The 19,880-nt window shown below is 72.1% G+C and carries 14 protein-coding genes; 6 read left to right on the top strand and 8 right to left on the bottom strand.

Annotation, left to right across the window (positions count from 1 at the left end; all coding sequences use genetic code 11):
* Positions 1 to 23: 23 nt before the first annotated feature.
* From uidB to AOM07_RS10885, 5 genes are all read right to left on the bottom strand, one after another.
* Complete coding sequence (uidB, locus tag AOM07_RS10905; protein WP_084830262.1) at positions 24 to 1,499, bottom strand: glucuronide transporter; 1,476 nt, start codon at positions 1,497 to 1,499, stop codon at positions 24 to 26.
* Positions 1,500 to 1,626: 127 nt separating this feature from the next.
* Positions 1,627 to 3,411 (bottom strand): beta-glucuronidase, encoded by a 1,785-nt coding sequence (gene uidA, locus AOM07_RS10900; protein ID WP_062313714.1) that lies wholly within the window; start codon positions 3,409 to 3,411, stop codon positions 1,627 to 1,629.
* 27 nt (positions 3,412 to 3,438) lie between these two features.
* Positions 3,439 to 4,815 carry a mannitol dehydrogenase family protein gene (locus AOM07_RS10895; protein WP_062313712.1) on the bottom strand — a complete coding sequence of 459 codons (1,377 nt, stop codon included), beginning with the start codon at positions 4,813 to 4,815 and terminating at the stop codon, positions 3,439 to 3,441.
* Positions 4,812 to 6,203: a glucuronate isomerase gene (gene uxaC, locus AOM07_RS10890; RefSeq protein ID WP_062313710.1), complete on the bottom strand. Its 1,392-nt coding sequence runs from the start codon at positions 6,201 to 6,203 to the stop codon at positions 4,812 to 4,814. The genes AOM07_RS10895 and uxaC overlap by 4 nt, the downstream gene beginning before the upstream one ends.
* Positions 6,204 to 6,327: 124 nt before the next feature.
* Positions 6,328 to 7,350: a LacI family DNA-binding transcriptional regulator gene (locus tag AOM07_RS10885; protein ID WP_062313708.1), complete on the bottom strand. Its 1,023-nt coding sequence runs from the start codon at positions 7,348 to 7,350 to the stop codon at positions 6,328 to 6,330.
* A gap of 210 nt (positions 7,351 to 7,560) precedes the next feature.
* On the opposite strand from AOM07_RS10885, the gene AOM07_RS10880 reads away from it, so the two are divergent.
* From AOM07_RS10880 to AOM07_RS10860, 5 genes are all read left to right on the top strand, one after another.
* Positions 7,561 to 7,746, top strand: coding sequence for a hypothetical protein (locus AOM07_RS10880; protein ID WP_062313706.1), 186 nt, complete (start codon positions 7,561 to 7,563; stop codon positions 7,744 to 7,746).
* A 255-nt stretch (positions 7,747 to 8,001) separates the two neighbouring features.
* Positions 8,002 to 8,595, top strand: a complete 594-nt coding sequence (locus AOM07_RS10875) for a 2-oxoacid:acceptor oxidoreductase family protein (protein WP_062313830.1) — start codon at positions 8,002 to 8,004, stop codon at positions 8,593 to 8,595.
* A gap of 1 nt (position 8,596) precedes the next feature.
* Positions 8,597 to 9,826 carry a transketolase C-terminal domain-containing protein gene (locus AOM07_RS10870; protein ID WP_062313704.1) on the top strand — a complete coding sequence of 410 codons (1,230 nt, stop codon included), beginning with the start codon at positions 8,597 to 8,599 and terminating at the stop codon, positions 9,824 to 9,826.
* The gene (locus tag AOM07_RS10865) at positions 9,823 to 10,818 is read left to right on the top strand and encodes a thiamine pyrophosphate-dependent enzyme (protein WP_062313702.1); all 996 of its coding nucleotides are present in this window, start codon (positions 9,823 to 9,825) and stop codon (positions 10,816 to 10,818) included. The genes AOM07_RS10870 and AOM07_RS10865 overlap by 4 nt, the downstream gene beginning before the upstream one ends.
* Positions 10,815 to 12,458, top strand: a complete 1,644-nt coding sequence (locus AOM07_RS10860) for an NAD(P)-binding protein (RefSeq protein WP_062313699.1) — start codon at positions 10,815 to 10,817, stop codon at positions 12,456 to 12,458. Before AOM07_RS10865 ends, AOM07_RS10860 begins: the two co-directional genes overlap by 4 nt.
* A gap of 69 nt (positions 12,459 to 12,527) precedes the next feature.
* On the opposite strand, the gene AOM07_RS10855 is transcribed toward AOM07_RS10860, so the two are convergent.
* Both AOM07_RS10855 and AOM07_RS10850 read right to left on the bottom strand, forming a co-directional pair.
* Positions 12,528 to 12,731, bottom strand: a complete 204-nt coding sequence (locus tag AOM07_RS10855) for a cold-shock protein (protein ID WP_062289254.1) — start codon at positions 12,729 to 12,731, stop codon at positions 12,528 to 12,530.
* A 288-nt stretch (positions 12,732 to 13,019) separates the two neighbouring features.
* Positions 13,020 to 14,234 carry an alpha/beta hydrolase family protein gene (locus AOM07_RS10850; protein ID WP_062313697.1) on the bottom strand — a complete coding sequence of 405 codons (1,215 nt, stop codon included), beginning with the start codon at positions 14,232 to 14,234 and terminating at the stop codon, positions 13,020 to 13,022.
* Positions 14,235 to 14,797: 563 nt separating this feature from the next.
* Here AOM07_RS10850 and AOM07_RS10845 point away from each other — a divergent pair.
* Positions 14,798 to 16,423: an MDR family MFS transporter gene (locus AOM07_RS10845; protein ID WP_228374441.1), complete on the top strand. Its 1,626-nt coding sequence runs from the start codon at positions 14,798 to 14,800 to the stop codon at positions 16,421 to 16,423.
* Between the two features lie 162 nt (positions 16,424 to 16,585).
* On the opposite strand, the gene AOM07_RS10840 is transcribed toward AOM07_RS10845, so the two are convergent.
* Positions 16,586 to 19,555: a ricin-type beta-trefoil lectin domain protein gene (locus tag AOM07_RS10840; RefSeq protein WP_169748154.1), complete on the bottom strand. Its 2,970-nt coding sequence runs from the start codon at positions 19,553 to 19,555 to the stop codon at positions 16,586 to 16,588.
* Positions 19,556 to 19,880 lie beyond the last annotated feature (325 nt).

Here is a 19,880-nt window from a genome sequence, read left to right as displayed (position 1 = left end):
GCTCCTCCTGGGCTCGCGCCCGGTTACTTGGTGTCGGTGCCGGAGAACGGCGGCTGGGGGTCCTCGGTCGCGAGCGCGGCCGTGGACGTGTGCGGGTCGTGGGCGGACTCGTCGCCCGCGGCGGCGCGGCGCTCCTTGATCTCGGAGACGATGCGCGCGTGGAGATCGTCCGTGAGCGGGTACGCGAGCATGACGAGCGCGGCGCCCAGGGTGAGCAGCGCCGGGATGAGGCCGGCCGCGGCGCGGATGCCCCACTCGGCGGCTGTCGACTGCACCTCGGCGCCGGCGACGTAGCCGCCGACCGCGAGGGCGTACGCGCCGAGCGCGCCACCCAGGGCCTGGCCGGCCTTGCGGGTGAACGAGAAGATCGCGTACGTGGTGCCCTCGGTGCGCACGCCCGTCTTCCACTCGCCGTACTCGACGGTGTCCGCCTCGAGCGCCCAGATGACGATCGACACGAAGAGGATGCCGAACATGCCGAGGATGTTGCCCGCGAGCGCGATCCAGACGGAGGGCGCCAGGAAGGCGATGGTCGAGCCGGTCGCGCCGATGATGCCGCCCGCGATGTACGCGGTGCGCTTGCCGAAGCGGCGGACGACCTTGGGCACGAAGGGCGCGACCACGAGCATGAGCACGAGCTGCGAGCCGGCGACCACCGGGTACAGGTGCAGCGACTGGAACACGTCGCGCAGGAAGTAGATCGACGCGGTCGAGCTGGTGATCATGCCGGTGAGCAGCAGCAGGGTGCTGACGCACAGCATGAGCAGCGGCTTGTTGCCCTTGAGGTTGGCGAAGGACTGGCGCATCGACACGTGCGGCACGTCGCGCTCGACGCGCTCCTTGGCGGTCATGAAGGTGAAGAAGTAGAGCGCGCACCCGACCACCACGAAGAGCAGCGTGACGTTGGTGAACACCTGCTGGAGGTCGCGGTCCGAGGTCAGCATCGGCGCGACGAAGATGCCGAGGAAGCCGCCGGTCACCGCGGCGCCGATGGTGCGGGCCGAGGCGAGCTTCGCGCGCTCGGCCGGCACCTGCGTCATCGCGGCGGCGAGCGAGCCGTAGGGGATGTTGACGAACGTGTACGCGAGGCCCAGGGCGATGTACGTCACGTACGCGTAGAGCAGCATGCCCGACTCGCCGATCTGCGGCACGTGGAACGTCGCGAACGTGAGCGCGAGCAGCGGGAAGGCGCCGAACAGGATGAACGGCCGGAACTTGCCCCAGCGGCGCGTGTAGGTCTTGTCGACCACGCGGCCGGCCCACACGTCGGTGAAGGCGTCGAAGATGCGGGCGACGAGGAACAGCGTTCCCGCCGCGGCGGCGGAGATGCCGGCCACGTCCGTGTAGTAGACGAGGAGGAACATCGTCGCGGTGGTGAACGCCAGGTTGTTCGCCATGTCGCCGGCCGCGTAGCCGAAGTAGCTGATCCGGGGAAGCTTCCCCGGTCCGGGGGCAGCGCCGGCGGCGGCCGGCTGCTGCGACGTCGTCGTCGTGGTCATCGTGGCTCCTTTGCCATCGAATCGGGTGGGGAGGGTCCCGTCCGCCCCCTCGGCGGACGGGCTGTGCCCCGCGGCCGAGGCCGCCGGGCGGGTCCGGCGCCGGCCCCGAGGAGCCGGCGCCGGAGGCTCAGTCCGCGTCGCGCATGGCGGTCCAGCGCTTGCGCAGGGAGTGCGCGACGGCCTTGGGGCGACGGTCGCGGGTAAAGACGCCCTTCTTGTTGCCGTCGACGCGGAAGATGCCGACCGAGGTCTGGAAGTCGGCGAAGTTCCACACCTGCTCGCCGATCATCGAGTCCACGCGGTCGAAGACGCGGTGGTACATGTCGAGCAGGTCGGCCTGGTACTCCTCGGTCCACGGCTGGTCCCACACGGAGTGCAGGCCGGGGATGGTGTCGGCGCCGTACTCGGTCATGATCATCGGCTTGCCGTACATCTGCTCCCAGCCGCGCAGCTCGGCCTCGAGGTGGACCTCCGCCGTGGCGAGGTCGCCGGTGTCCATGTACCAGCCGTAGTAGCGGTTGAGGCAGAGCACGTCCGCGAACTTCGACACCTTGCACACGTTCGGCGGCGCCATCATCACGTTGACGAACGTCACCGGGCGGGTCGGGTCGAGCTCGCGCGCGTAGTCGAACAGGGGCGCGAAGTAGCCCTCGCTGACCTCGGCCATGGTGTCGGGCTCGTTCGCGATCGACCACATCACGACGGACGGGTGGTTCTTGTCGCGCGCGATGAGCTCGCGGATCTCCCGGCGGTGCGCCTCGGCCATCTTGGGGCCGAAGCCCTCCTCGCCGCTGCCGCCGCCGAGGGCGGCCATCATGTCGGCGATGCCGCCGGAGATCTTCGAGTTGAGGCCCACGGCCGCGGTCTCGTCGATCACGACGATGCCGTGGCGGTCCGCGTAGTCCATGACCTCCTCGGCGTACGGGTAGTGCGAGGTGCGGAACGAGTTGGCGCCGATCCAGTCGATGAGCTGGAAGTCGTGGTGGAGGTACGCGTCGTCGTGGCCCTTGCCCTTGACGGCGATGTCCTCGTGCTTGCCGAAGCCGGTGAAGTAGAACGGCTCGCCGTTGATGAGGAGCTGGTTGCCCTTGACCTCGACGGTGCGCACACCCACGTGGAGCGGGTACTCGTCGACCACGGTGCCGCCGTCGACGAGCTCGACGGCGAGGTCGTAGAGGTACGCGGCGCCCGGCTGCCACAGCTGGACGTCCTCGATGCGGAGGGCGCCCTCGGCGCCGGTGCCGGACGCGACCACGGCCCCGGACTCGTCCCTCAGGGTGAGGCGCACCTCGGCGTCGCCGGTCGCCTCGACCGCGTAGCGGACCAGGCCCGCCGCGCCCTCGACCTCCGTCACCACGGTGACGTCGGTGACGCGGGTCGCGGGCGCGCTGTACAGCCACACGGAGCGGTGCAGGCCCGCGTAGTTGTAGAAGTCGTGCATGTAGCCCTGCTGCTTGCGGCCGTCCGGCAGCTCCTTCACCAGGCCCGGCGGGATGGTGTCGGGGGTGAGGACGTTGTTGACGCCGATGGTGAGGCGGAACTCCTGGCCGGCCGTCACGTGGTCGGTGATGTCGGCCTCGAACGGCAGGTAGCCGCCCTCGTGGCGGACCACCTCGGTCTCGTCGACGTAGACGACGCCCTCGTGGGTCGCCGCGTCGAGGCGGATGTGGATGCGCTCGCCGTCCCAGCCGCGGGGGACGCGCACGGTGCGCTGGTACCAGACCCAGCCGACGTGGTCGCGGATCGCGGAGTCCGTGAACAGGTCGTTGTACGACGCGGGCACGGGGCAGTCGAGGTCGGTGTCGAGCGGCCCCGCCCACGGCGTGGCGAGGTCCTCCCCGGCGACGGCGAAGCTCCACATGCCGTCGAGGTTGAGGAGCTCGCGGGTGGCGGTGTGACGCGGCTTGAGCATCGGAGGCCTTTCTCAGGTGGGGTGTCGCTACGGTGCGACGGTGGTCGGGACGTCGGCGAGGGCGGCCGCACGGATGCGGACCTCCGCCACGAACTGGGGGTGGGCGGCGAGATCGGCGTCGACCGCGGCCACGAGGGCGCGGATCGGGTCGGTGGAGAGCAGCGCGTCGCCGAGCGCGTGCTCGCGTGCGTCCGGCACGGGGGCGCAGCGCCGCACGGCGGCGATCCACGCGCCGAGCGCGGCGGCGGCGGGCAGCGCCTCTCCCCCGGCGGCGAGCTCGAGCCGCGCGACGGGCACGATCCGGGCGGCGAGCTTGACCGACGAGTCCTGCGCGATCTGCTCCAGCAGGTGGACGATGCGCGGGTTGGCGAAGCGCTCCACGAGCGCCACGCGGTACGCGGCGGCGTCGACGTCTGCGGGCAGGTGGCGCGCGGCGGCGTCCCACACGTCCTCGACGAGCTCGCGGCACACCGGGTCGGCGATCGCGTCGGCGACCGTCGCGTGCCCGCGCAGGCGGCCGAGCGAGGCGAGCACCGTGTGGGCGCCGTTGAGCATCCACAGCTTGCGGTTCTCGAACGGCTCGATGTCGTCGACGAGGCGGGCGCCGGCGGTCTCCCACGCGGGGCGGCCGGCCGGGAAGCCGCCGCTGAGGATCCAGTCGGAGAACGGCTCCGTGACGATCGGCGAGCCGTCGATCCAGCCCGCCGCGGCCGCGAGCGACTCGTCGCCCTCCGCGCGGCGCGGGGTGATGCGGTCCACGGACGTCGACACGAACGACACGTCGGACGCGATCCAGGCCGCCAGCGCATCGTCCAGCGCGGACGCGAGGGCGAGGACGCCCTCCCGGACCCACGGGCCGTTGCCGGGCACGTTGTCGCACGGCACGACCGCGATCGGGCCGGCGCAGGCGCGGCGGCGGGCGTCGAGCGCGACCACGAGCCGGCCGAGCGGCGTGGCGGGCTCCCCCATCCGGGCGCGCAGGACCGCGAGGTCCGCGACCATGGCGGTGTCGCCGGGGTCCGGGGTGCCGTCGGGCAGCAGCCGGTAGCCGGCCTCGGTCACGGTGAGAGTGACGACCGCGACCTCGGGCCGCGCGACGAGGCCGCGCAGGGCGTCGACGTCCGCGCCGTGGTGCGCCTCGACGATGCTGCCGACCACCTCGACCTCGTCGCCGTCGGCGCCGCGCGCGGCGACCGTGTAGAGGCACTCCTGCGCGGCGAGCGCGTCGGCCTCGCGGGGCGAGCGGCCGGTGAAGGCGGCGATCCCCCACGCGGCGGCATCGTCCGCGTGCGCGGTGTACCAGGCCTGGTGGGCGCGGTGGAAGGCCCCGAGGCCGAGGTGGACGATGCGCGGGGGCGGCGTGCCCAGGCCCGCGGCGGCGCGGGACAGCGGTCGGGCGCTCACAGCTTGAACGCCTCTCGCGGGATCGCGTCGACCGTGTCCGCCATGATGCGGTGCGCGAGACCCTCGCGGATCCGGCCCTCGGCGACGAGGCGCGCGAGGTAGGCGGCGTCGGCGCGGCGGGCGGCGGCGTGGCGGCTCGGGATCGACAGGTACGCGCGGGTGTCGTCGATGAATCCCGAGGTCCGGTAGAAGCCCGCGGTCTCGGTGACGGCGCCCCGGAAGCGCGCGATCGCGTCGGGCGCGTCGAGGAACCACCACGGGGCGCCCACCCGGACGGCCGGGTAGAAGCCGGCCAGCGGCGCGAGCTCGCGGGAGAAGGTGGTCTCGTCGACGGTGAAGAGGATGAGGTGGAAGCCGGGCGCGGTGCCGAAGCTCTCGAGCAGCGGCCGCAGGTTCTCCACCCACTCCGTGCGCACGGGGATGTCGTGGCCGGTGTCCGGGCCGAACGCACGGTACGTCGCGGTGTGGTGGTTGCGACGCACGCCCGCGTGGACGGTCATGACGAGGCCGTCCTCGACGCTCATGCGCGCCATCTGCCAGAGCATGTGGCCGCGGAACAGGCGGGCGCCGGCGGCGTCGATCTCGCCGCTCAGGGCTGCCCGGAGGAGGCGCTCGGCCTCGGCGGGCTCGAGCTCGCAGGTGAAGGGCTCGTAGACGCCGTGGTCGGCGGAGAAGGCGCCGTGCGCGCGGAAGTGCGCGCGCCGGTCCTCGAGCGCGGCGAGGTAGCCGGCGAAGGTGGCGGGCCGCCCCGTCGCGGCGAGGAGCGCCTCGACGTGCACCGCGAAGCCCTCGGCCTCGGGGTCGAGGTAGCGGTCCGGGCGGAAGGTGGGCACGACGCGTCCGCCGAAGCCGGCGTCGGCGGCGAGGAGCGCATGCTCGGCGAGGTCGGACAGCGGGTCGTCCGTGGTCGCGAGGGTGTCGATCCGGAAGCGGTCGAACAGTGCGCGGGGCCGCAGCTCGGGTCGCGTCAGGTGCGCCGCGATCGCGTCGTACGTGGCGTCCGCGGTGTCCTCCGCGAGGTCCTCGTCGATGCCGAACACGGTCGCGAGGGTGTCGGAGAGCCAGAACGCCGAGGCGGTCCCGGCGAACGCGTGCCAGTGGCGGCACAGCTCGCGCCAGGCCTCGCGCGGGTCCGCCGACGCGCCGAGGCGGTCGAGCGGCACGCCCCGGGCGTGGAGGAGGCGGGTGACGTAGTGGTCGTGGACCACGAGCAGGTCCGCCGGATCGGAGAAGGGCAGGTCGCGGGACAGCCACTCGACGGGCACGTGGCCGTGGGGCGAGAGGATCGGGGCGTCGGCGACCGTGGCCAGCAGGTCCGCGGCAAGGGTGCGCACGGCGGGATCGGCCGGCAGGAGCCGGGTGTCGCGAAGCGGTGACGTCGTCGTCATGGGAGCCATGGAACACGATTCCGCGGCGCTTGTCAACCGGTTGCCAAATCTGTTGCCGCAAGGACGGGCGGGACCGCGCACAGGCGGGGAATCGGGCCTGGCCAGCGGTTGCCGAAGGCCCTGGTCAGCGGGTCGGCGCGGGCCCGGTCGAGTCGCGGACGACGAGCTCGGTGGCGAGCTCGGCGCAGTCGGCGGGCGCGTCGCCCTCGCCCATGAGCGCGAGGAGGTGCGTGACCGCGTGCTCCCCCGCCAGCTCGAGATCCGCGCGCACCGTGGTGAGCGCCGGCGTGATGAGGGCGGCGCCGAAGATGTCGTCGAAGCCCACGATGCTGAGGTCCGCGGGCACGCGGCGCCCGGCAGCCCGCGCGGCCTGGATGAGGCCCATCGCCATGAGGTCGTTGTAGGCCACGACGGCCGTCGCCCCGGACGCCTCGCAGCGCTCGTAGGCGTCGCCGCCGCCCTCGACCGTGGGCGCGTTCGAACCGATCTCGACGATGTGAAGGCCCCGCGCACGGGCGGCGGCGTAGAGCGCGCCCCAGCGCCGGGTGCTCGTCCACGAGTCCGCGGGGCCGGCGAGGAAGGCGAGCGTGCGGTGACCGAGGTCGGCCAGATGCGTGACGAGCGCGGCGATGCCCGGCTCGACGTCCGGCGACACGTTCGCGGAGGCCGAGCCGCCGCGGTTGACGGTGACGACGGGCTTGCGCGCGGCGATCGCGCCGATCTCGTCGTCGGCGAGGCGCGATGTCGCGAGCACGATGCCGTCCACCGCGGGCGCGACCCGCTCGACCGTCGCGGCCTCGACCGCCCCGGACTCCTGCGACTCGGCGATGACGAGCGTGTAGCCGGCCGCGGCGGCGGCGCGCTCGGCGCCGCGGATGAGGCCGAAGACCACGGGGTTGGTGACGTCGGCGAGCACGAGCGCCAGGGTGCGCGTGCGGCCGGTGGGCAGCGCCCGGGCCATGGGGTTCGCGTGGAAGTCGAGCTCGTCGGCGGCCTGGCGGATGCGTGCCTCGGTCGCCGCGCTCACGCGGCCCGGATGGTTGAGGGCGCGCGACACCGTCGACGGGTTCACGCCCGCGCGTTCCGCGATGTCGTAGATCGTGGCGGCTCCCGCGCGGCCGGAGCGACGCTGCCCTGGCTCGGTCATGCGGGCCACGATAACACCGGTTGCCAAGCCCGAGGCGCAGGGTCTGCGCGGGCGGCGCCGCGGGGCGATCAGGGCGCAGCGCCCGTGTTTCCACCGTGTGAATTCTCGACATTTCCCACATATCCCTGCATATCCGGCGCTAGCCTGCCTGGAGGACCGGCGGTCGCGCGTGACGGAGCGCGTCGCCTTCGGAAGTGGGAGGGGCCGGAGATGACGGCACCGGCGTGGCGGGACTCGCGGCGCGACCGCGCGCTGCGCGCGACCCTCCTCACGCTTGTGGCCCTCGGGCTCGCCCTCGGCCTGCTCCTGCTCGCGGCCGCCACGAGCGCCGCGTCCCTGTGGGTGCCGCCGCCCGACGACCCGACCGCCGTGCTCCCCACCCCCGCCCCCGGCTGACCCCGGGCCCTCCACGGCCCCGTCTCCCGGCCGCTCCCGACGCCCTCCCCGCCCGCGCCGAGCCGGTCCGTCGGGCGTCCCGGCGGAGCTCCCCGCGAGGACTTCGGGGGCACCCGAGGCACCCCTCGCGGGACCGGGACCTCGGTCCCGAGACGCACACCCCTCCGGGCATACCGTGGACGGGTGGGCGTCGACGACGACGTCCTGCGCGGGGCGTGCTCCGCACCCGCAGCCGGGCCGTCGGGAGGCGATCTCATGAGGCAGGTCAGGGTCCACGGCCGAGGCGGCCAGGGGGTCGTCACGGCCGCCGAGATGCTCGCCCGCGCGGGCTTCCTCGCGGGGCACGAGGCGCAGGCCATCCCGTCCTTCGGATCGGAACGCACGGGCGCGCCCGTCGTGTCGTACTGCCGCTTCGCGGACGTGCCGCTGCGCACGCGCGAGCCGGTGCTCGCGCCCGACGTGGTGCTCGTCCAGGACCCGACGCTGCTCGCGTCGGACCGCCCCTTCGCCGGCCTCGCGCCCGGGGGGCTCGTCATCGTCAACACGGCGGCCGACGCGACGGCCGTGCGCGCCGACGCGGGCGCCGAGGACGCGGACGCCACCGTCCTCACCGTGCCGGCGATGCAGATCACCATGACGCACCTGGGCAAGCCCAAGCCCGCCGCGGCGATGCTCGCGGCCTACGCGGCGGCGTCCGACGACATCACGCTCGACGCGGTGCAGCAGGTGTTCCGCGAGCGCTTCCCCGGCGCGGTGGGCGAGGCGAACGCCGCCGCGGCCGCCGAGGCGTTCGCGTACGTGCGGGACGAGCTCGCCGCGGTCGGCGCGGCCGCCGGATCGGAGGGATGACATGCGCGAGGTGCTCGAGGGCTCCCAGGCGGTGGCGCGGACGGTCGCGCGATGCCGGCCGGGCGTGGTGTGCGCGTACCCCATCTCGCCGCAAACCCACATCGTCGAGGCGCTGTCCGTGATGGCGCGCACCGGCGAGCTCGCGGACTGCGAGTACGTCAACGTCGAGTCCGAGTTCTCCGCGATGTCGGTGTCGATCGGCGCCTCGGCGGGCGGCTCGCGCGCCTACACCGCGACCGCGTCGCAGGGGCTGCTCTACATGGCCGAGGCGGTGTACAACGCGGCCGGGATGGGCCTGCCGATCGTCATGACGGTCGCGAACCGCGCGGTGGGCGCGCCCATCAACATCTGGAACGACCACTCCGACGCGATGGCGATGCGCGACTCGGGCTGGCTCCAGCTGTTCGCGGCGGACAACCAGGAGGCCGCGGACCTCCACGTCATCGCGTTCGGCGCGGCCGAGGAGCTGGGCATCCCCGCGATGGTGTGCATGGACGGCTTCGTCCTCACCCACGCCTCCGACGTGGTCGAGCTGCCCACCGCCGCGCAGGTGGACGCCTTCCTGCCGCCCTACCGGCCCACGCAGGCGCTCGACATCCTCAACCCGACGACCATCGGCACGATGGCCGGCCCCGAGTCCTTCACCGAGACGAAGTACCTCCAGCACCTGCGCTTCCTCGACGCCGCGGCGGTCATCGAGTCGTGGTCCGACCGCTTCCGGGAGGCCTTCGGCCGCGAGGCCGGCGGGCTCGTCGTCCGGTACGACCCCGACACCCTCGACCGGGACCGGGAGGCGCCACCCGCATCGTCCGACGATCTGGTCGTCGTCGCGATGGGATCGGTGATCGGCACGCTGCAGGCGGCGCTCGAGCCGCTGCGCGCCGCGGGGATCCCGGTGCGGCTGGTCGGCGTCTCGTCGTTCCGGCCGTTCCCCGGGGACGCGCTCCGCGACGCGATCGGGGAGTCGCGGCACGTCATGGTGATCGACCGTGCCCTCGAGCTGGGCTCGGGCGGCGTGCTCACGGGCTGCGTGGGGCGCGCGCTCGCCGGCACCCGGTCGCGGCTGCACTCGGTGGTGGCGGGCCTCGGCGGCCGGCCGATCCTCGAGGCGTCCCTGCAGGAGGCCGTGCGGATGGCGCTCGACGGCGAGCTGGGCAGGCTCGAGTTCCTCGACCTCAAGGAGGGCGGCGTCCCCACGCCGGCCGCGGGCGCGACGGAGGTGGCGCGATGACCACGGTGCACATCCCGTTCCTGCAGACGGGCACGCTCGCGGTGGGCGGGCGGCTGCTGGACGATGCGGAGCGCTCGGTCCAGTCGCACGCGGACCGGCCGGCCTCGCTGACCAAGGGGCACCGCGCGTGCCAGGGCTGCGCGGAGGCGCTCGCCGCGCGGTGGGTGATGGACACCGCGGTCGAGGCGTCCGACGGCAAGCTCGTCGTCGCCAACGCGACCGGCTGCCTCGAGGTGTTCTCGACCCTCTACCCGGAGAGCGCGTGGAAGCCGCCGTGGATCCACTCGCTGTTCGCCAACGCGGCCGCGGTCGCGACCGGCATCGCGGCCTCGCTTCACGCGCAGGGGCGCGACGACGTGCGCGTCCTCGCGCAGGGTGGCGACGGCGGGACCGTGGACATCGGCCTCGCGGCCGTGTCGGGGATGTTCGAGCGCAACGACGACGTGCTCTACGTCTGCTACGACAACCAGGGCTACATGAACACCGGCGTGCAGCGGTCGTCGGCGACCCCCGCATCGGCCCGCACCGCGACCACGCCCGCGGTCGGACGCACGCCCGGCCAGGCCTTCGGGCAGGGCAAGTCGATGGTGAAGATCGCGATGGCGCACGAGATCCCGTACGTGGCCTCGGCGACGGTCGCGGACCTGCGCGACCTCGAGCACAAGGTGCGCACGGCGATGTCGATCCGGGGCGCGCGATACCTCCACGTGCTCGTGCCGTGCCCGGTCGGCTGGGGCTCGTCGTCGTCGCAGTCGATCGCGCTGTCGCGGGCCGCCGTGCAGTCGGGGATCTTCCCCGTGGTCGAGGCGCGCGCGGGCGAGCTCACCGACGTGCAGCGCATCCGCGAGCGCGCGGACGTCGAGGAGTACCTGCGACCGCAGGCGCGGTTCGCACACCTGTTCAAGCCCGGCGGGGAGGACGCGCTCGAGCGGTGGCGCGCCCTGGCCGAGGCCAACATCCGCCGCTACGACCTCCTGGGAGAGCGCTCATGACCAGCCACGACGCACCCCCGACGCTCGGCCTGTCGACCGGCCCGGCCACGTCGCTCGCGTACCACACGGGCACCTGGCGCACCGAGCGGCCCGTCTACGTCGAGCTCGCTCCCCCGTGCTCGCTCGCGTGCCCGTCCGGCGAGGACATCCGCGGCTGGCTCGGCTCCACGCAGGAGGGCGAGGCGGGATTCGAGGCCGCGTGGCGGCGCCTCGTGGCCGCCAACCCGTTCCCCGCGATCATGGGCCGCATCTGCTATCACCCCTGCCAGACGTCCTGCAACCGCACCGACGTCGACGAGGAGGTCGGCATCAACGCGGTCGAGCGCTTCCTGGGCGACACCGCGCTCGAGCGGGGCTGGGCGCTGCCGGCGCCCGCCGCATCGTCCGGCCGCACGGTCCTCGTGGTGGGGTCGGGGCCGGCGGGGCTGTCCGCCGCCTACCACCTGCGCCAGCTGGGGCACGCGGTGGTGGTCCGGGAGGCCGCCGCCGAGCCCGGCGGGATGATGCGCTACGGCATCCCCGCGTACCGGCTGCCGCGCGACGTGCTCGCCGCGGAGATCCGCCGCATCGAGGACACCGGCGTGACGATCGAGTGCTCGACGCCGGTCACCTCGCTGGACGAGGCGCAGGCCGAGTTCGACGCGGTCGTGCTCACCGTCGGCGCCGGCGTCGCGCACCACGTCGACATCCCCGCGGGAGCGGCGTCGAAGATCGTCGACGCGATCGACGTGCTCCGGGACGTCGCGTCGGGGCACGCACCCCTGCTCGGACGTCGCGTGGCCGTGTACGGCGGCGGCAACACCGCGATGGACGCGGCCCGCACCGCGCGGCGGCTGGGCGCGCAGGAGGCCGTGGTGGTCTACCGGCGCACCCGTGAGCAGATGCCGGCGCACCCGACGGAGCTCGAGGACGCGGTCGGCGAGGGCGTGCGCGTGCAGTGGCTGTCGACCATCTCCCAAGTCGAGGGGCCGACCATCACGATCGAGAAGATGGAGCTCGACGAGGACGGACGGCCGCACGGCACCGGGGAGTTCGAGGAGCTCGACGCGGACACCGTGATGCTCGCGGTCGGGCAGGACGCGGACCTCACGCTGCTCGAAGGTGTGGGCGATGTCACGGTGGCCGACGGCGTGGTCCAGGTGGACCCCACCACGCTCATGACCGGTCGCGACGGGGTGTTCGCGGCGGGCGACGTCTCCCCCGGCTCGCGCACGGCGACGTACGCGATCGGGCGCGGGGCGCGCGCGGCGAAGGCCGTGGACGCGTGGCTCGCGTCGCGGGTGCTGCCCGCGGAGCCGGTGCAGCGCGAGGCGACCGCCGAGAGGCTGCAGCCCTGGTACTACTCCGACGCGCCCAAGCAGCACCGGGCCGAGCTCGAGGCGGCGCGGCGCGTGACGGGCTTCGAGGAGGTGCTGTCCGGGCTGGACGCGGAGCACGCGGTGTTCGAGGCGCGGCGCTGCATGTCGTGCGGCTCGTGCTTCGAGTGCGACAACTGCTTCGGGATGTGCCCCGACGACGCGATCAAGAAGCTGGGCCCCGGGATGCGGTACGAGATCGACTACGACTACTGCAAGGGCTGCGGCATCTGCGCCGAGGAGTGCCCGTGCGGCGCGATCGACATGATCCCGGAGGTCAGGTAGGGAAAGGCGAAGGCCCGCCCCGGCAAGCCCAGAGGGCTGCCGAGACGGGCCTTGCGAGTCTGCTGAGAGTTACAGCGGACGGATGTTCGCGGCCTGCATGCCCTTGGGGCCACGCTCGGCGTCGAACTCGACGCGCTGGTTCTCCTCGAGGGTGCGGAAGCCCTGCGTGTTGATCGCGCTGAAGTGCGCGAAGACGTCGGCCGAGCCGTCGTCCGGGGCGATGAAGCCGAAGCCCTTGTCCGGGTTGAACCACTTGACGGTACCGGTAGCCATATTGCTGTCCTTCGTATTGCTGACCGCGGAGCGGTCGGTGTTGCTGCGCCGGCGGCGCCGACGTGCGTGGATGACCGGCGGCGAAAGCCGACGGACGCTTATGGGGTGGGCCACGATGCGGTGCTCACCCTGGTCGGGCGGCGGGGCCGGATGCGCGGTCCTGGCGGAGATATACACGCCTTGGCGCTGACGAAGCTCGGAATCCGGGTCCGCCGGACTCGACGAGCACGCGAGCGGGTGCTCGCTTGTACGAGTGTACGGCATCGGCCGCGCCTGGAGCCAGGTCCTTCAGCCGACGGCGCCGCCGCGCGCGTCCACCACCACCGCCGCATCGCCGGCGGCCGGCTCCGCGAAGGTCTCGGCGACCCAGTCCGCGACGAACGCCGCGGCGTAGGCGAGGTGGTCGATCGAGATGTGCTCGGTGCCGCCCTCGGGCTCGTCGAAGACCTTCAGCTCCCGCTTGGGGCTGTTGACGGCCTGCTCGAAGGACCGGTGCGCCATCGCCACCGGGATCTGACGGTCGTTCGCGCCGTGGGTGATGAGGAACGGCACGGTGATGTGCTCGACGACGCCGTCGAGGTGCATATCCTTGGTGCGCTCGAGGAAGTCGTCCATGCTCGACGCCCCCCACACCCACTGGACGTGCTGCCAGTAGTGCGGGACCGGGTTCTCACCCTCGCGGTCGAGGCGGCGGCGCTGCACGGCGGCCCAGTCGTGGTTCGCACCCCATGCCACCGCGAGGCGCAGGCGCTTCTCGAACGCGGCCGCGCGCGGCGCGTAGTAGCCGCCCAACGACCAGCCCACGATGCCCACACGGGCTGCATCCACATCGTCCCTGGTCTCGAGGAAGTCGACGCACGCGGCGGCCCACACCTCGGTGTCGTGCCGCGCCGTCAGTCCCCGCATGCGCAACGCCTCGCCCGATCCGGGCGTGTCGACCATGAGGGTCGAGATTCCGCGACGCGCGAGCATCTGCGGGAACTGCGAGTAGTACATCATCTCCTTGGTGGAGTCGAGCCCGTTCCACTGGACCATCACGGGCGGGAGCGCACCCTCCGGCACCGCGGCCGGGTCGGCGTGATAGAGGTAGCCCGGCAGGCTCGCGTCGCCGTACGGGATCTCGACGGTCTCGAACGGCGCGCCGGAGAGCTCGACGTGCCGCAGGAGCAGGTCGATCGACTTCTGGTAGGCCGCCTTGCGCCCCTCCCACCCGGGCGACTGGAGCCGCTCCGCCTGCGACGTGTACAGCGAGGCGCGGTAGTACTTGTCGCCGGCGCCGATGAGCCGGCCCCGGGCGACATCCTCCTCGGCCGAGGCGATGAGCCGGTCCGCCACCGCCGCCCATGAGGCGTAGAGCAGCTCGGTGCCCACGTCGTCGCCGTTGCGCGAGGCCTCGAGGACCGGCTTGCACGCGCGGTCCACCTCGTCGATGAGGCCGCCGTTGTTGAGCGCGGCGACCGCGGCCATGCTCCACACGTAGTTGGTCGGGAAGTACATGAACATGGGGGCTCCACACCTCGCTCGCGCCGTCGCGTCGAGCCCACCCTAGGAGGGGCCCACCCAAGAGCACAGTCGAAAATGGCGATGACGGATATGCGCGCCAGTGATGCCACGCACCTCGCATGCGTGTCCCAGTGATGGATGGCATACCCAGATCGGCATTCCCTGATAACCCCCGCGCTGGCGATAGTGGGGCGCGAGCCGGCGTGAGGATCGGCCGCTGGAGCTTGGGGGACGTCGTTCACGACGGCGGCCTTCGGGACGATGCGGCGGTCCCTTTTGCGGGCGGGCGCACGGTGGCCGATGCGCTGGCCTCGGGCCTCGCGAGGCTCGACGAGATCGCGGGCTGGGCCGACGAGGATCGGGCCGTGCCGAGCCCGCGGCGATCCCGCCCGCACGGGTGCGGAGCCGCGCACGCAGCCGCGCCTGACCGCCCGACCGTCGCACGGTCGAACGCGATCGCTACGCCCTCCGGCCTGGCGACGCGCGGCGAGCCATCGTCCGCGCAGCGATCCAGCATCGCCATCGCCGCGCGCTTCCGCGCCGCAACCCGCAGGATGGCAGGTATGACGCCCGCACACGGTGAGGCCCGCGTGGCCGGTCGCAGGGAGATCCTGCTCGTCATGGTCGGCCTGATGACCGCCATGCTCCTCTCGGCGCTCGACCAGACGATCTTCTCCACCGCCCTGCCGACGATCGTCGGCGAGCTCGACGGCGTGGACCACATGCTGTGGGTGACGACCGCGTACATCCTCGCGGCCACGATCATGATGCCGGTCTACGGCAAGCTGGGCGACCTCATCGGCCGCAAGTCGCTGTTCATCGGGGCGATCGCGGTGTTCATCGTCGGATCGGTCGTGGGCGCGCTGGCGACCGCGATGCCCGAGCTCATCCTCGGTCGCGCGATCCAGGGCCTCGGCGGCGGCGGGCTCATGATCCTGTCGCAGGCGGTGATCGCGGACATCGTCCCCGCGCGTGAGCGCGCCAAGTACATGGGGCTCATGGGCGCGGCGTTCGCGGTGTCCTCAGTGATCGGCCCGCTGCTGGGCGGGTGGTTCACCGACGGGCCGGGCTGGCAGTGGTGCCTGTGGATCAACGTGCCTCTCGGGGCGGTCGCGATCGTGTCCGTGATGTTCTTCCTGCACCCCAACCCGCAGGACCGCGGGCGCCCCACCCTGGACGTCGCCGGCATGGTGCTGCTGGCGATCGCCGCATCGTCCCTGGTGCTGTTCACGTCGTGGGGAGGCGGCCACTACGAGTGGACCGATCCCCTGATCATCGGCCTGATCGTCCTCACGGTGGTCGCGGGCGTCGTGTTCGTGCTGGTCGAGCGGCGCGCGAAGGAGCCGGTGATGCCGCTCCTGCTGTTCGGGCGGCGCAACTTCAACCTCACCACCGCCGCGGGCCTCATGATCGGCGTGGCGATGTTCGGCACGCTCGCGTACATGCCCACGTACCTCCAGATGGTCGGCCAGGTGGGCGCCACCGAGGCGGGGCTGCTGATGATCCCGATGATGGGCGCGATGCTGCCCACCTCGATCATCGTGGGCAACACCGTGTCGCGGACCGGGCGCTACAAGATCTACCCGATCGTCGGCGCCGCGATCGTGACCGTGGGGCTGGTCCTGCTGTCGACGATGACGCCCGACCACGGGCTGTGGCTGACCTGCGTGTACCTCGCGGTGTTCGGCATGGGGCTCGGCATGATGATGCAGACGCTCGTGCTGATCGTGCAGAACACGTTCCCCATCACGATGGTCGGCACTGCGACCGCGGCGAACAACTTCTTCCGCCAGATCGGCGCCTCGCTCGGGGCCGCCGTGGTGGGCTCGATCTTCACCAACAACCTCATCGACCTGCTCACCGAGCGCATCCCGCCGGACGTCGCGGCGGGCGGCATCGAGGGCGCCAACAGCATCACGCCCGAGATCGTCGGGACGCTCCCCCAGGCCGCGCAGGACATCATCATCGGCTCGTACAACGACGCCCTCACGCCCGTGTTCCTGTCGATCGTGCCGCTCACGCTCGTCGCGCTGGTGCTCCTGCTCTTCGTCAAGGAGGTACCGCTGCGCACCTCCGTCAGCGAGGACGCGGTCCCCGAGTCGTACGAGGTCGACGGCGGGTCCGCCGCCTACCTGGAGCGGCATGAGGACGATGCGGCGGCCGAGGGCGGGCAGACAGCGCGGGCGTAGCCGCACCCGGTCACCGCGAACGCCGCCGCCATGAGGTACCTGGAGCGCCGGGGCGAGCTCTAGGTGCGGTGGCGAGGACTCGCTTCGCAAGCCGCGACGGGCCGGCCCGGCTCTCCGAAGAGAACCGGCCCGGCCCGCCATGCGCGTCCAGCTCCGAGCGACCTACGGCTGGGGACCCTTCTCCACCGTCGTGCCGAGGCTCAAGGGGGAAAGCGACATCCAGTCGATGTTCGGCGCCCACCCGTCGGCCCGGTCGAAGGTGAGGTCACCGTCGACCGTGGTCAACGTGAGGTCGGAGGTCACCGCCCAGAACGCGTCCCAGCTGTAGTTGTTGCGGTAGGGAGAACGGGTGATGCCGCCTCCCGCCTCGCTGGTGTCCATGAACCGGGTCACCACGTCCGTGTTGTACGGGTGGCCGTAGTTCAGCTCGTTGTTGGCGTAGCCCACGTTGAGCACGTAGTCGCCGGCATCCAGCCCGGCGGGACGCTCCCACACGATGTCTCCGCCGTCCTTGCCGACGTTGCCGACGTACTCGCCCCCGCTCGCCCATCGGCTGCCGCTGACGCCGGCACCGTTGAGGGTGAGGTCCTCGGCCTCGGTGAAGACGGTGGCCGCGTCGGCGTCCCGGTTGCGCACCGTCGCGATCTCCGACACCTTGACCGGCGTCTTGCCGGTGTTGGTGAGCATGACCTCGCTGACGCCGCGGTTCAGGTACACCGTGGTCGACACCGACGACCAGCCGGGGATGCCCGCGCCCGCCTGAGCGCCGAGGTCGCGCCCGGAGAGCTCCACCGCGAGCTGGCCGCCCTTCGCCATCTGGCCCTTGCGCACCAGGTCGTAGTAGCCGTCCTCCGGGACGCTGATGAAGAACTGCGCGGAAGCGCCCTTCTCCAACTTCACGGGGCGCGGCGACACCGAGTGGTCGACCTCGACGTCACCGGCGAGCCTGGCCTGCCACGCCGGGAAGTGCAGCGTGTCCGGCTCCGGCACCGCGACATCGAGCCGGTCGAGCGTCATGTCGTAGTTGACATCGAGCGGACCGTTCGGATCGGTGGCCCGCAACGACACCGTGTGCGCACCGGCCGTCAGCTGCACCGGCACCTCTGCGCGCGCGCGGTAGGTCCAGCCGAGCGTGGCGTCGTAGTCCACCCGCTGCACGAACTCGTCGTCGATGTAGAGCGCGTGCTGCCCGGCGCTCTTGTTGTCGCCGTAGATGATGCGCAGCTCGTGGGCGCCGTTCTCAGGGACCTCGATGTCGAACGTGACGCTGGACGACGGCCGGTTGAACGCTCCGACCTCGGCCAGGTTCGATGCGACGTACTCCCAGTCGCCCACCTTGTCGAACACCTGAGCGTCGACGATCGTCGCGTCCTCGGCCTCGTACGAGGCCTCCCACGTGGCATCCGGGTCGGCCACGTCGGCGTCGGTCGCCGGGACGATGCTCACGCGGCTCGCCGACTGGAAGTCGCCGGCGACGGGCACCTCGATCGAGCCGTCGACGACATCGAGGCGCATGACCGTGTTCACCATCGGCGCGGAGGTCTCGCCCTCCTGGCCGGTGACGTCGCTGGTCTCGATCAAGACGTCGACCTGGTCGCCGAAGACGTCCGCGGGGATGTTGTCGACCGTCAGCTGCGCGCCGAGCTTGTTGCCGCCGAGCAGGACCGTCGCGACCTTCTTCGTCGTGTCGAGCGTCGCGATGCCCTGCATGGAGTCGGGCCTGACGGCCTCCGCCGTGAACTCGACCGTGTGGCCGGACAGGTCGGAGTACCACTTGTTGACCCACCATCCGCCGTTGGCCATCTTGGTCTGAACGGCATGGTCGGACAGGTTGCCGGCATAGGTCCAGAACGCCATGTCGCCGTCGACCTTGGTCTCCTCGAACATCGCCAGCCACTGGATCAGTCGACCCGGGTTGCCCATGTCGTGGCGGTTGCCGTACTCGTCGATGTTGATCGGGAGCGGGTCCATGCCGAGATCTGCCTCGATCTGGCGGTACTCCTCCAGGTGAGCGCGGAAGCCGCTGGAGCCGAGCGATCCCGTGCCGAGCTCGTGCCACGCCATGATGTCCGGCAGCGTGCCCGCGTCCTTGGCATGCGTGAGCAGGTCGGTCACGCGGTCGGCGTGCCATATGGCCTCGTTGGGACCGACGATCAGTGCGTCAGGGTCGATCTCGCGGATCTGGTGATACGCGGCGTCCCAGTCGGCGAGGAAGTTCTCCCGCTCGCCGCCGTTCCAGTCCTGGTACCAGATGCCGTCCGGCTCGTTGAACGGCACCCAGGCGAACTGCTCCATCGGCAGCCCGGCGTCGATGACCGCCTGCATCTGGGCCTCGATCCTCGGGAGATAGTCGGCCTGGATGTCGGCGGGCTCCTGGTAGGGCCACTTGCTGTACACGTCCTGCATGTAGACGACCATCTGCTCGCCGCCGTTGGCGAAGAACGCGTCGGACACGTCGAGCACGTCGCCGTTCGGGTGCTGCTCACCGTTCGGCGGCTTCTGCGCGAGGGTGCGGGGTCGCTGGCCGGCGATCAGGTCGTCGCTGGGGACGCCGTCGTCGCTCGTGCCGTACAGCACGCCCGTCGCGCCGCCGTAGATGGAGCCGGTGTTCGCCGCGAGATCGACGGTGACGACCGGAGGCGGGTCCGTCAGCGTGCGCTTCCACAGCTGCTGCGGGGAGCCCTCGCACCGCCATAGGGCGATCTCGGAGCCTGCGGCCGTGGCGGCGCCCCAGACGTCCACGCACAGGCCGGTCTCGAGGTTCTGGATGGTGAAGTCGTCGCGCAGCTCCCACTTCTGGAAGGCCGAGTCGTCGCAGGTGTTGACTGTGAGGCGCGTGCCCTCCCCCGCACCGTCCGGCAGGTCGGCGCACTCGTCGCCGCGGGTGACGAGCTCCTTGTCGGCGGTCCACTCCCACAGCTGGCTCGGCGCGCTTTCGTCGCAGTCCTGGATCGTGAGCGGGTCGCCGTCCGTCGCCGGCGCCTCGGCGCAGCGGCCGCTGCCGACGCCACGCAGGATCTCCGGGTCGGCGGCGCTGGCGGGGCTGGCGACGGCCAGTCCCAGCACGCCGAAGCCGACGGCCAGCACACTGGTCGCCGCGATCGCTCGGCGGGGCGAACGGCTGTCGGACACGGGGCCGTCGGGCGGCGCGAGAAGTCCGGCATCAAGGACCGGAGCAGGGGGACGAGGGTTCACGGAGACTCCCATCTTCGTTGTTGGGTTCCAGGGTGTGACGCGTCACACTTTGAGGGATGCTAGCCCAAGCGCGCGGCGTCGGCAATGCAGAATGTCGGATTTGGCCGCGGAGTTCTCGGCCCCTCGAGCACACCGCGGTCGGCACCGCTGTCGCACTGGAGACCGTCCGCCTCAGGCGGGACATGGCGCTTCGACCGCACGTCGAGGCTCCGGTAGCGGAGCTCGCCTTCGGCGAGCACGACGTGGACGGGGCGCTGCTAGC

This window comes from Demequina rhizosphaerae, from assembly GCF_000971255.1.
GTDB classification, from domain to species: Bacteria; Actinomycetota; Actinomycetes; order Actinomycetales; family Demequinaceae; genus Demequina; species Demequina rhizosphaerae.
The sequence above is the reverse complement of the archived record's forward strand: the minus strand, read 5'-3'. Positions and strand labels throughout refer to the sequence as shown.